Below are 12,636 nucleotides of genomic sequence, written 5' to 3'. Positions count from 1 at the left end.
CGCGTGAGCAACGGCGGGCCGCACATGCGCGCGGAAACAGGAACCGCAACACCGTTTCACGCGGAGGACGCGGGGAACGGCGCGGGGGTGCGCGGAGGAACAGAAAAGCGAAGGGGAGAGAAAACGCACCCGGGCATTCCTCCGCGGTGAGGCAACCGTTGTCCCCCCTCTGTTGCTGTTCCCCCGCTCCCTCCGCGTCCCCCGCGTGAAACGGTGTTTGCGGAACCGTCCGCCGCGCGGGCTATCGGGTCCAGCGCGGCAGCCAGTCCGCACCCGGCGCGCGGACGACGGTAAACGATGCGCCGCCGTCCGCGCGGACGATGCGGATGTCGGATTCCGCGCCGCGACTGGCGGTGTACGCCAGATGCCGCCCGTCCGGCGACCACGCGGGCGCGGAGGCAGCCTCGCCGGCGGGGCTCACGAGCGTGCGCCGGCCCGTGCGCAGATCCGTGACCGCGATCCGCGAGCCCTCGCCCGCGCGGATGGTGTGCGCCACGCGCAGTCCGTCCGGCGACCACGCGGGCTCCGCCTCCTGTGCGGTGTCCGTCGCGGCGTTGAGGGCGCGGATCGCGGTGCCGTCCGCGCCCACCAGGTACACGCGGTCGCGCCCCTCGCGGTTGCTCACGAACGCGATCCGCCGCCCGTCCGGCGACCAGCGCGGCGCCCAGTCATCGGTGTGAAAGGCCGTCAGCCGCAGCACGTCCGTTCCATCCGCGCGCATCCGGTAGATCTCCGCGTCGCCGTCGCGGCTGCTGACGAACGCGATCCACGCCCCGTCCGGCGACACGGCGGGGTCAAAGTTGCCCTGCGGATTGTCCGTCAGCCGGCGCAGCCCGCTCCCGTCCCGCCGCATGCGGTACAGGTCGCGAAAGCTGGCCGTGTCCGACTCGAACACGATCCACGACCCGTCCGGCGACCAGGCCGGCGAACGCACCCGCGCGCTCGCCGGGCCCACGCTCCGCGCCGCACCCTCGCCGCGCAGGGGGAGCACCGCCATCCGCTCCGTCGTGTTCCGCTCTTCTCCCGACACGGAAACGACGAGAAGCGCCGAACCGTCCGGCGACACCGCGCCCGGGTAGTCCTGCGACGCGCTGCGGGTAAGCCGGTGCGGCGCGGACCCGTCCGGCCGCACCTCGTACACCTCCGCCTGCCCGTCCCGCTCGCTGACGAACAGAATCCGCCCCGCCAGCGCGCGACGCTCTCCACGCCGCATGGTGTCGGGCGCGCTCCCCGGCTCGGCGGAGCGCGCGTCGCGGCATCCATCCATCGCCACGGCGGCAAGGACGAGCAGAAGAGCGCGGCGGAACGGGGGGATGTACATCAACAGAAAACCGGTGCGTCGGTGGATGATGGAGCGCCCGCCGCCCGTCTCCCCCGGCCGGCACCGCGCCGGGAGAGACGGTCGTCAGGCGGACGGGCTCAGCGGACGCGGATGGCGTCGGCGACGACCACGTAGCCGTCCGTGGTCCACCGCGACAGCACCACCTTGTTCCACCCGGCCGAGAAGCTCCACGTCCCCAGCGCGTTCCACTGGCCGCCGTTGGCCTGCTGGTTGGCGTTCACGCGGCCGATCTCGGTCCCCGCGGCGTTGTAGACGATGAACGGCGCGGCCGGCGCGCGGTTGGTGCCCGCAGTCCACCAGGCGTCGACGGTCCGCGTGCCCGCGGCGGACATGTAGAACCAGAACGTGGCGCCGTCCGAAACGGGGGAGGTGGAGGCGTAGGCGTAGCCGCTGCCGTAGTAGCCGGACGACGACGTGGCCGACAGCCAGGTGGTGGACGACTCGAAGCGGCCGGTGGCGGAGTTGTTGGCCGTGTTGGTGTTGTCGACGATGAGCGCCGTGGTGCCGCCGCCGGTGGTGCCGCACGCCGCGTTGATGCGGTTCAGGTAGTCCGTCCACGGCCAGTTGGGGCCCGGGTCGGTGCGGTTGTACGGCTGCAGCTGGCCGTGGCCCACGAAGTGGTAGCGGTCGCGCGGAATGCCGTACGCCTTGCTCAGGTCGCAGCTCAGGCGGGCCGAGGCGTCCAGCTGCCCGGCGGGAAAGGTGGTCTGCGACGCAAAGCCGCCGTGCTCGATGCCGACCGTGAAGTTGTTGCTGCTGTAGCCGTTGAGCGCGCACTTGGTGCTGCTGTTGAGCGTGCAGTCGTACGTGGCGCCGATGTGCCAGGCGCGGCCGCTTTCACGCACCAGCTGCGAGATCTCGCTCCCGCTCTCGTTCACCACGTAGTGCGCGCTGGCCTGGGCCTGCGTGTTGGTGAGCCAGCTCCAGCAGCTGCTGTAGCTGCCTTCGCAGGTGTGGATGATGACCATCTGCACGCCGCCGGTGCTGCCGGTGGGGCGGGCGTTGTAGTTGGGTGAGGGGCGCCAGATGGTGCCGGAAACCGGATAGTCCGGCGCCACGGCCAGCGTGCTTCCGGCGGGCGGCTGCGTGAACGCCGCGCGCACCTGCACCGGCATGATGGAGGCGACCAGCGTTCCGCCGCCGGTCTGGCCCACCACGCCGCGGTTCATGGTCGCGTACACTTCGTTGTGCACGTACATGGACTGCGCGTCCACCCGGTCGATGCCGCTGTAGCGGGCCACGATGGGGCCCCACGCCGCCACGTCCGTGGTGGCGATGCCCTCTTCGCGCGCCCACGCGCCCAGCAGCGCGGCCGCGGCGCGCACGTTGGCCCGGGGCGTTTCCTTCGCGTCACGCTCCGCCACGCCGGCCAGCGCGGCGCCCTGGCTGAGCCGCGCGCCGCGCAGCGCCATCACGCCGAACGCCGGCTCCTGGCCGGGGAACTCCGATTCGCCGCGCACCATCTGCCAGCGCGTTTCCACGTAGCCAATGGCCTTGAGCAGCGGCGCGGGGACGCCGAACTCGTTGGCGGCCTCGTTGAAGATCGCGTCCAGCCGCGCGTCGGCGGCGGCCTCGGGCGCGGGGACGCGCGCGGCGGTGGGTGCGTCGCCGCAGGCGGCGAGTGTGGCCGCTGCCAGCAGGGCCACGGCCAGATTCGGGAACTTGAACATCCGTCCTCCAGGTGTGTCGGGGCTCGCGTCGGGAAACGCGAAGGCTTAATGAGATCGTCCATCAACTAAAGCACACTTCCAATACAAAAACAAGAGGCGCAAAACGTATGATACAACATGTACTCGATGTGGACACCCGCCCGGCTGTATACGGAACTCCCAGCTACGCCCGGTGGGAGCAGAAACTGTGTTTCGTCCAGCGCGGGACAAACCTGATGCAGAGAAATCAGACGTTTACCCCCGAGCCGCTCGATCCCGGCGCGGCGCCTGGATCCGTCCCGAAGGAGCGGCGCGGCGGGAATCGTCCCGCAGGGAAAACGGAGCAGCAGAGGTCATCCTCCGCCGCTCCGTTCCGTTTGCGCAGGCCAGGAACTCGCCTGGATTCGCCACCCCCGACACCCGGCGCGCGGCACCAGGGAACGCCGCCCTCCGTGTGTGGCGCGACGTTGGCTTGGCGCAGAGTAGATCCTTCGTCGGCGCCAGATTACGTCGCGGCCGACGCATCGGCCGGCGCCTCCTCAGGATGACATGATGCTGTCCCGCGGCCACTCACAGCCCAAACCATGTCATCCTGAGGGAGCGTGCCCCGGGCTCTCCATCACGCCGACCCGTGCGCGACCGAAGGATCTACTATCCGCCGAGCCAACGTCGCGGGACGCACGCCCGTTCTCGCGCGGATGGTAGACCCTTTCGTCGGCGCCAAGTGTCAGCGCGGCAGAGAGTTCCGTCGGCGCCTCCTCAGGATGACATGATGTTGTCCCGCGGCCACTCACAGCCCAAACCATGTCATCCTGATGAGGGAGCGTGCCCCGGCCTCTCCATCACGGCGACTCGTTGCGCGACCGAAGGATCTACTATCCGCCGAGCCAACGTCGCGCCACACACGCCCGTTCTCGCGGGGATGGTAGATCCTTCGTCGGCGCCAGAGTCCGTCCCGACCGACATATCGGCCGGCGCCTCCTCCGGATGACGCCTTGGGCGATGAGACCGCGACAGGTGGCTGGTGGCGGAGGGACGGCAACGGACGCCTCTGGGCGGTGAGACGGCAGATCCGGAACGCGAACTCCCGCCATCCGCCTCGCGGCGGCCGGCGGGAGCGCGGCCTCTGCGTCTCTGCTGCTTTGCGTGATGCAGTCCGTTAGATCGTCAGCTCCCACGGGCGCGTGGCGGGCGCGCGGCTGCGGGCCACGGCGTCGCGCATCAGCACATCTTGGTAGTTCACTTCCGGCTCGCCCGGCTGCGGCCGGCGCTGCACGTACTGCCCGTCGGAGTTCAGCTCCCACGACAGGCGGTTGTCGTTCAGCGCGTAGTGCAGCACGTCGATCACCCGGCCGCGCAGCGCCGAATCCATCACCGGCACCAGCGTTTCCACCCGCTCGTTCAGGTTGCGGCCGCGCCAGTCGGCGCTCCCCATGAAGATCTCCGGATCGCCGCCGTTGCCAAAGAAGAAGATGCGGTCGTGCTCCAGAAAGCGCCCCACGATGCTCGTGACCCGGATGTGGTCGCTGTACCCCGGCAGCCCCGGCCGCAGCCGCGTGTGCCCGCGGATGATGAGGTCCACCTTCACCCCGGCCTGCGACGCGCGGTACAGCTCCACGATCATCCCGAAGTCGTCCAGCGCGTTGAACTTGGCGATCACCCGCCCCGTTCCGCCGGACTGCTGGATCTCCACCTCGCGCCGGATCAGGTCCTGAAACACCCGGCGCATGTCACGCGGGGCCACCACCAGGCGGTCGTAGTTCTGGTCCGGCGCGTACCCGGTCAGAAAGTGGAAAAAGTTGACAAGGTCGCGCCCGATCTCCGCGTTCCCCGTCAGCAGGCCGAAATCCGTGTACAGCCGCGTGGTCTTCGCGTGGTAGTTGCCCGTCCCCACGTGGCAGTACGTGCGCGGCTTTCCATCCTCCAGACGGACGACGAGCGTCACCTTGGAGTGCGTCTTGAGGCCCACCAGCCCGTAGGTGACGTGCACGCCGGCGTCTTCCATCATCTGCGCGCCGACGATGTTGTTGGCCTCGTCAAAGCGCGCCGTGACCTCCACCAGCACCGCCACCTGCTTGCCCCGCTCCGCCGCGCGCAGCAGCGCCTGCACCACCGGCGACTGCCCGCCGGTGCGGTACAGCGTCATCTTGATGGCCAGCACGTTGGGGTCGTCGGCCGCCTCGTCCAGCAGCCGCTGCACGCTGGCGGTAAACGATTCGTACGGATGATGGACGAGCACGTCGCCGCGGCGGATGATGGAAAAGATGTTGCGCTCGTCCTCCGTCTCCCCCTCGTGCTGCAGCGCCTCGGGGACGACGGGCTCCCACGGATCGTAGCGAAAGGGCTGCAGATCCAGATCCGCCAGCGTGGTGCAGTCCGCGTGGTCCAGCATGTCGGCGGATTCGTACACGTCGGCGTCGTCCAGCTCCAGTTCGCGGCACAGCAGCTCGCGCACCTCCGGCGGCATCCCCCGCTCCACCTCCAGCCGGACGACCGGCGCGAACCGCCGCTCGCGAAGCTCCTCGGAAATCAGCGCCAGCAGGTCCTCGGATTCGTCGTCGTCCCGGTCCACGTCGGCGTTGCGGGTGACGCGAAAGGCGCTGGCGCTCAGCACCTCCATCCCCGGAAACAGCTCGGCCACGTTGGCCTGCACCAGCTGCTCCACGGGCACGAACTGGTGCGCGTGGGGCGAATCCGGCACGGGCACCCAGCGCCCCTGCGTGGTGGGCACCTTGATCCGCGCAAAGTGCATGGTGTTGCGCGCGGAGTGCCGCATCAGCACGGCCAGCGACAGGCTCAGGTTGCTGATGAAGGGGAACGGATGGCCGGGGTCCACCGCCAGCGGGGTGAGGACGGGGTAGATGTTCTCGCGGAAGTAGCGCGTAAGCCCCGTGCGCTGCGCCCCGTCCAGCTCGTGCCAGTCGCTGACGACGACGTCCGCCTCGGAGCGCAGCAGCGGGCGCAGCTCGCGGTCCCACGCGTGCGCCAGCGCCGCGTACATTTCGCTGGCCGCGTCGGTGATCATGGACAGCTGCTCGCCGGGGGTGCGGCCGTCCAGCGAGCGCGTCTGCACGCCCGCGATCTGCTGCCGCTTGAGCCCGCCCACCCGCTTCTGAAAGAACTCGTCCAGGTTGCTGCTGGTGATGGCCAGAAAGCGCACCCGCTCCAGCAGCGGCGTGCGGGGGTCGCGCCCCTGCTGCAGCACGCGCCAGTTGAAGTCCAGCAGCCCCAGTTCGCGGTTGAAGTACAGCGACGGGTGATCCAGCGGGGCGTCCGCCGGCACCTCTTGCGCGCGCACGGCGCGGGGCAGCAGCGGCGTGGCGGCGGGCGGGCCCAGGTCGATGTCCTCGGCCGCGGGCAGGTCCGCGGGCAGGGCGGGGGGATCGTGCGGCAGCATGCGCTCTGAAGGAACGTGGAACGCCCGCGCCGGCGGCGGGGCACAGGCCGGGAACATGAGGCGGTGCGGGCCGCGGGGCAATGCGGCGAGGGTGGGCACGGCGCGCCGTTACGCCTCCGTAACGCGCGCGGCCGCCAGCGGATTGCGCGCCTTCGGGACGAGCCGCGGCCGACTCCGGCCGCCTCCCCGTCCATCGTTACAGATGGACAGAATAGCACGCTGATGGCGTGAAGGTGACGAAACACACCTTTCCAGCGTATATTCACACATTCACGCCGGAAACGCGGTTCGGGATCCGTCCGGAAGCGGCTTCATCCGCCCTCCGGATCGCCCGTAACCGGCCATCCTGAAACCGAAGTGAACAGCTCCGACGGGGATCGGGGGCAGGCGCGTCCACTCTGTGTACGCCATCGCCCGAACATCTTGCGGGAGGGTGGTTTGGGTCCCGCGCACGCTGTCCACCGGGCCCGAGAAAGTGGCGTAAGTGCACACCTGCCCCGCAGTTAGCTGGGGTGCTGGACCACTTGATTCGGGTTTTGTTCGGTATTAAATTTGGTGCGTTGAACAGAGCGGGCCACACCCCTTGGTTCCACCCCCGAAAGGGACGTTCCAGAACAGAAAGGGATCGGATGATGAGCAGCGATACGCGAAGCGCCACGATCAAGCACCTGCGTGAAACCGCGCAGGCCCGGGTGGAGAACACCTCCCTGCGCAGCGTGGCCCGGGAGATCGGGATGAGCCCCACCGGGCTCAAGAAGTTCCTTCAGGGTACGGCTCCGTACTCGCCCACCCTTCGCCGCCTGCGCACCTGGTTCGTGCAGTACGCGGCCATGCAGGGCGGCGCCGTGCGCCGCGAAGAAGCGTCCGCCGCGCTGTCGGTGCTGGTGCACGACCTGTCGCCCGATCCGCGGCGCGAGGCGGCCACCTGCCTGCTGGACTGCGTGGAGCGCGGCTACGAGCAGAGCGGCAAGACGCAGCCGGCGTGGATGTCGGAGCTGCGCGCCCAGTTCGGCGGCGCCAGCCAGGTTTCGCAGGCCTGAGCCTGGGCGGGTGAAGTCCGGGGCCGGAAGGCCGGCCCCGAAAGCGGCGCGGTGCGCCCATCCATCCACACCCACATTCCGGGCCGGCAACCGGACGTCACGCGGCGTCCGCCTCCGCCGGCCTGATGCGGTGCGCCACCAGCGACTGGTGCGCGCCCACCCCGGCCATCACACCCGCCGCCGACGCCATGGTGGCGTTGTGCATGGGGCTCGCCGCGTCGCCCGCGGCGTACACCCCGGGCACCGTCGTCTGCTTCGAGTCGTCCACGCGCACGTGCTGTCCCTGCGGCCCGTCATCCATCGCGCAGCCCAGCGCCCGGGCCAGCGGGCTGGCCATGTGCGTGCGCGGCGCGGTGAACACGGCGCCCAGCGATACGATCCTCCCGTCACTCAACCGCACGGCGTCCAGCGCGGGCGCCGTGCCCAGCAGTTCCACCACCGGCGTCCGCTCGATCACCACGCCGCGGGCCGCCAGCCGCGCCGCCTGCTCCTCGTCCGGCTCAAACACGCCCTGGGTAAAGTAGGTGGTGGGGCCCCAGTCCGGGATCAGCGCCGCCTGGTGCGCCGACATGGGATGGTTGGCGATCACCCCCAGCGGCTGGTCCGCGACCTCGTATCCATGGCAGTACGGGCAGTGCAGCACCGTGGCCCCCCAGCGCTCCCGCATTCCGGCGATCGGCGGCAGTTCATCGCGCACGCCGGTAGCCAGAACCAGGCGGGCGGCCCGCTCCTCCCGCCCGCCGGCCAGGGAGACGACGAACGCGCCGCCCTCGTCACGCGCATCCACCGCTTCCCCGTCCAGCCGCGACACCGTGGGATACAGCGCCAGCTGGCGCGACGCTTCGGCGATGATCTCGCGCGGCGGGCGGCCGTCCTGCCCCAGAAAACCGTGCGCGTGCGCGGCAAAACGGTTGCGGGGCAGCCCGGAGTCGATCACCAGCACGCGGCGGCGCGCGCGGGCCAGCTGCAGGGCGGCGGACAGGCCGGCAAAGCTGCCGCCGGCCACGATGGCGTCATACGTCATGTTCGTATCTCTCCCGGTGGGGCCTGTCCGCCGTGATGCACTCCCACGTCCGCCGCCAGGTCGGCGAGGGTCAGGGTGGCCAGGCGCCGCTCGAGGACCCGTTCCGCCTCGCGCACCGCGTCGTCCAGCGACCGGACGACCGACTGCAGGAGGAGGCACCGCGGCGGCGGTTCATCGGACGAGCCGACGGCAACCACCCGCTCCCCCAGGGCGCGCTGGATCTCCGCCAGGCTGACCTCGGCCGGCGGCCGCGCCAGCCGCCAGCCGCCGCCGTGGCCCTTGACCGAGGTCACGATTCCGGCTTCCCGCAGCCCCGCAAAGGTGCGGCGGATGACGACGGCGTTGGTACCGATGCACGCCGCCATCTCTTCTGACGTCATCGGCCGGTCCTGGCGCTCGCTCATGTGCAGCAGCACGTGCAGCGCGACAGACAGGCGTTCGTTTCGCTTCATGTAACTCTGCATGTTACGTGATACTGTCGATCCGCGCAAGCTCCCGCCGCGTGCGGTGGGCGGGAGTCCGGCTCGGCGGACGGGGGATGCACTTCCTCCAACGCGACGAGCGGATCCGCGGAACTGCGCGAATCCGCTCGTCCGGCTCCGGCCCGCGCGTGCTCAGCGGGCGGACGGCCCCTCGGCGGCGGGGGTCAGGCGGGCGCGGGCGGGGCGCGGGGCGGCGGCGTCCTGCATCCGCTTGACCGTCCAGGCGCACAGCAGCAGGCACAGCGCGGCCACCACGGCCGCGGGCACGCCCCACTCCCATCCCTTGTTGGACGCGTCCACGTCGCGCGCCACCATGTCCAGCGCCAGCGCGCCCAGGTTCCACGCCAGGTGAAGCAGAACGCCGCTCCAGATGGACCGGCTGGCCCACACCGCGTGGCCCAGCACCAGCCCGGCGGCCAGGCGGATGGGGATCAGCTCCGGCTCGCCGTGCGCCAGGGCGAAGAGAAAGGCGGAGGTGGCGATGGCGGGCATGGGGCCAAAGCCGCGCTCCAGCGGGCGCTGAATCCATCCGCGAAAGCCGAACTCCTCCACCAGCGGCGCCGCGCCGATCGCGAGGAGCCAGAACGCCGGCTCGCCGAACGGCCTGGCGATGAACGCGTCCAGCTCCGGCTGCGGCGGCGGATCGTGCGCCATGCCGAATGCCTGCAGCGCCACCCACAGCGCCTGCGGCAGGGAGGCGAACGCGGGCGCCATCACCAGCAGCCACGGCCACGCGCGGCGCGGCCAGCGCACACGGAGGCGGGCGCGCGCGCGGCGGCGGCGGGGCGCCCACGTGTACACCAGCAGAAGCGCGACGGTGACGGCGATGATCCACGCCAGCGCCGCCCGCGGGTCCATCCGCAGCGACTGGAGCAGGGTAAGCTGCCAGCAGAGGAGCAGAAACAGCCCCCACGCGGCGGCCGTCACCGCCGCGCCCATGCGCAGTACGCGGGTTGCCCCGCCGGGTCCGGGAGTCAGGTTGGATGCTTGCATGATGAGGAATGCTAACGGTTTCCGCTGCGGGACGACAGAAGCGGTACGGAAGTGCGTGAGTGCTGGGTACGGAAGTGCGTGAGTGCGGTGTGCGTGAGTGCGTGAGTGCGCGTCAGGTCGGCCCGATGCATTCCGGGGGGTGCGGGCGCTTGCGGATGGGGGCGCGTTCGCCCGGCTCCGCGGGAGAGGAGCGCGGGTCAGGCTCGATCAACGAACGCGAATGCATCCCCGGCCTTGTCCCCCCTCGCCGCCGATCCAGCCCGGTGCGGGGGATCGGGAGCTTCGAGAGCGGCGGATCGACGGCGCCGCGCCCACGCGTTCCTCTCAAGCGGCGAGTCCGGGTGCGCCGGACGTAGCGAGTGGTGCGGCGGGTGGCGTAGAATGACAGATCCTCATCAACACGCGACCCAGTTGCCGATGTACCGGAACCACGCCCGCTCCACGCTCGCGCGGGGAATGGCCACCGCGCTCATCCCCCTCCTCGCCGCCTGCGCGGGCGGCCACCGCGCCCCCGCCGCGCCCGCGCCCATGAACGCCCTGCGCGCGGCGCCGGACGAGGCGGGAATCCCCGTGCTGACCTGGCACGGGTTCGCGGACACGCTCGGCACGCGCGGGGGAAACCTGACCGCGACGTACGCCGCGTTCGAGGAAATGCTGGGGTTCCTGCGCGCCAGCGGCTTCCGCTCCGTCTTTCCGGAGGAGGTTCGGCCGGGGGACGACCGCCGCCGCCTCGTCGTGCTCACGTTCGACGACGGGCCGCGCGACCACCTTCGCGCGGCGGCCATCCTGGAGCGCTACGGGTTTCGCGGCATCTTCTTCGTCATCCCCAGCCGCATCGCGGAGGGCGGGCCGCGGCACCTGTCGGCGGACGAGGTGCGGCGGCTGGTGGCGGGCGGGCACCGGGTCTCCGCGCACGGCTACGATCACCGCAGCCTGGGCAGTTCCGTCCGCGAGGTGGCGGCAACGATGGCGCGCTCGCGCGGGATCATCGAGGCGCGCACGGACGCCGCCGGCGCGGGTGCGGACTTCGCCTTTCCCTTCGGCCACTACACGCCGGAGGTGGCCGAGGCGGTGAGCGGGCGCTTCCGCTACCTGCACACGGTGGATCCGGGATACTGGGACGGCCGCTCGGCACTGGTGCCGCGCATGCTGCTGATGAACGACATCGACCCGGCGTTCTTTCGCGAGTACGTGCTGGGCGGCGCGGCGAACCTGCCCGCGTGGGAGCCGCTCTTTGCCAGCGGCGGCACGGGCGACACGCTCGCCTTTCTCTCGCACGGAACGCCGCTGCCCGCGAATGCCGAACTGCTGGCCATCTCGCCGGACGCGCAGGGCCGCAGCTACGCCAGCCATCCGCTTGGCGACAACGCGCGGATGAGGGGCGACACGGTCGTCGTGGACATGGGCGGGCACCTGCGGCGCTGGTTTCCACCGGAGCGCGTGGCCGTGAGCTTCGCGCTGGTCACGCGGGAGGGCGGCCGCATCCGCTACCTTACGCCCGGCCTGCTGCACTGGGTGCGAGATCCCTCGCGCCCCGCGCCCTGACCGCGTCCGCGTTCCCGCGATGACCATCGGCCGGCGGGCGCCTCCCCGGCCTGACACGTCCGCCGCCTGCTCGTCGTCAGCGGTGAGGCGGCGAGGCGACTGTTGATCCGCATCGCGAAACGCTAGATTCACCGCGTACCCAGACAGGCAGGATGCCATGCCCGAAGTCCCGTTTTCGCAGATTCCCGACGACGCCCGCGTGTGGGTGTTCGGCGCCGCGCGCCCGCTGAACGCCGATGAGCAGCGCCGCGTGACGGACCACGTGGACGCCTTCATCCGGCAGTGGGCCGCGCACGGATCGCCCGTGGTGGGCGGCCGCGAACTGCGCCATGACCAGTTCCTGCTCGTGGCGGCGGACGAGCGCGCCACCGGCGTTTCCGGCTGCTCCATCGACACGCTCTTTCGCACGCTGGGCGACCTGGAGCGCGAGATGGGCCTGCCGCTGCGCGACGGCGGACTGGTCTTCTTTCGCGGTGAAGACGGCCAGGTGGAGGCCGAGCCGCGCCCCGCGTTCCGCAAGCGCGCGCTGTCCGGCGGCGTGGGCCCGGACACCGTCGTCTTCGACAACACCGTCACGCACGTGGGCGATGTGCGGGCGGGGCGGTGGGAAACGCCGCTCGCCCGCGCGTGGCACGCGCGCGCCTTTCCCGTCGGCACCACGGCGGACGCGCCCGGCGCCTGATCCGCCGCCATCTCCGGACGACGAAAAGACCGCCGCCGGCCTCACGGGCCGGCGGCGGTCTTTGTGTGCGGGCGGGCGAAAGGGTCAGCCCATGGCGACGTTGCCGCGATCGCGGTCGCGGCCCATCACGCCCTCGATCTCGCCCACGAAGCTGCCGTCGCCGGGCTCGCTGCCGCCGAACAGTCCCTCGCGGCTGGTCTGCGCGATGCGGGCCGCGGTGTGCGCGTTCAGCCAGCGGTCGAACGATTCCGAAGCCGCCATCAGCGAGTAGAACGCCCGCCCCCGGCGCGACGGGCTGCCCAGCATGTCGAGCACCGCGGCGATGATCGACGCCGGGATCACGACCGCATCCTTGAGTCCGGCCAGCATTGTCTTGAACTGAAAGATCATCAGGTCGCGGATCAGCACTCCAGCGGGCACGCCAGTCGGTTCCATCGTCTTGCTCCGGGGTTTCGGGTACGTCGGGTACGGCGCCACTGTAC

Annotated in this window: 10 protein-coding genes; 3 read left to right on the top strand and 7 right to left on the bottom strand. The window is 70.9% G+C overall.

The genetic code is table 11. The features are described 5' to 3' along the window. Nucleotides 1-241: 241 nt before the first annotated feature. The 3 genes from HNQ61_RS20640 to ppk1 form a co-directional block, all read right to left on the bottom strand. Nucleotides 242-1,321: a PD40 domain-containing protein gene (locus HNQ61_RS20640; protein ID WP_170032759.1), complete on the bottom strand. Its 1,080-nt coding sequence runs from the start codon at nucleotides 1,319-1,321 to the stop codon at nucleotides 242-244. Nucleotides 1,322-1,419: 98 nt separating this feature from the next. Further along, a complete protein-coding gene (locus tag HNQ61_RS20635) occupies nucleotides 1,420-3,012 on the bottom strand; it encodes a golvesin C-terminal-like domain-containing protein (RefSeq protein WP_170032761.1) in 1,593 nt (530 codons plus the stop codon). A gap of 1,138 nt (nucleotides 3,013-4,150) precedes the next feature. Further along, nucleotides 4,151-6,388 carry a polyphosphate kinase 1 gene (gene ppk1, locus HNQ61_RS20630; protein ID WP_170032763.1) on the bottom strand — a complete coding sequence of 746 codons (2,238 nt, stop codon included), beginning with the start codon at nucleotides 6,386-6,388 and terminating at the stop codon, nucleotides 4,151-4,153. 632 nt (nucleotides 6,389-7,020) lie between these two features. Between ppk1 and HNQ61_RS20625 the strand changes: the two genes are divergently transcribed. Then, entirely contained in the window at nucleotides 7,021-7,428 is a 408-nt protein-coding gene (locus tag HNQ61_RS20625; protein WP_170032765.1) for a hypothetical protein, read from the top strand. 97 nt (nucleotides 7,429-7,525) lie between these two features. Here HNQ61_RS20625 and HNQ61_RS20620 read toward each other — a convergent pair whose 3' ends face one another. The 3 genes from HNQ61_RS20620 to HNQ61_RS20610 form a co-directional block, all read right to left on the bottom strand. Further along, nucleotides 7,526-8,452, bottom strand: coding sequence for an NAD(P)/FAD-dependent oxidoreductase (locus HNQ61_RS20620; protein WP_170032767.1), 927 nt, complete (start codon nucleotides 8,450-8,452; stop codon nucleotides 7,526-7,528). Next, nucleotides 8,449-8,904, bottom strand: coding sequence for an RrF2 family transcriptional regulator (locus HNQ61_RS20615; protein ID WP_170032769.1), 456 nt, complete (start codon nucleotides 8,902-8,904; stop codon nucleotides 8,449-8,451). Before HNQ61_RS20615 ends, HNQ61_RS20620 begins: the two co-directional genes overlap by 4 nt. 162 nt (nucleotides 8,905-9,066) lie before the next feature. Then, a complete protein-coding gene (locus tag HNQ61_RS20610) occupies nucleotides 9,067-9,927 on the bottom strand; it encodes a CPBP family intramembrane glutamic endopeptidase (RefSeq protein WP_170032771.1) in 861 nt (286 codons plus the stop codon). Nucleotides 9,928-10,344: 417 nt separating this feature from the next. Here HNQ61_RS20610 and HNQ61_RS20605 point away from each other — a divergent pair, with 417 nt between their 5' ends. Continuing rightward, on the top strand, nucleotides 10,345-11,472 hold the full coding sequence (locus HNQ61_RS20605; protein WP_170032773.1) for a polysaccharide deacetylase family protein: 1,128 nt from the start codon (nucleotides 10,345-10,347) through the stop codon (nucleotides 11,470-11,472). Between the two features lie 157 nt (nucleotides 11,473-11,629). Further along, the gene (locus tag HNQ61_RS20600) at nucleotides 11,630-12,154 is read left to right on the top strand and encodes a hypothetical protein (protein WP_170032775.1); all 525 of its coding nucleotides are present in this window, start codon (nucleotides 11,630-11,632) and stop codon (nucleotides 12,152-12,154) included. 84 nt (nucleotides 12,155-12,238) lie between these two features. Here the strand turns inward: HNQ61_RS20600 and HNQ61_RS20595 are convergent, their stop codons facing one another. Continuing rightward, nucleotides 12,239-12,589 carry a hypothetical protein gene (locus HNQ61_RS20595; RefSeq protein WP_170032777.1) on the bottom strand — a complete coding sequence of 117 codons (351 nt, stop codon included), beginning with the start codon at nucleotides 12,587-12,589 and terminating at the stop codon, nucleotides 12,239-12,241. Nucleotides 12,590-12,636: the final 47 nt, after the last annotated feature.

It is taken from the genome of Longimicrobium terrae (assembly GCF_014202995.1).
Classification (GTDB): Bacteria; Gemmatimonadota; Gemmatimonadetes; order Longimicrobiales; family Longimicrobiaceae; genus Longimicrobium; species Longimicrobium terrae.
Note: the sequence above shows the minus strand (reverse complement) of the source record. Positions and strands in the feature narration are given on the sequence as shown.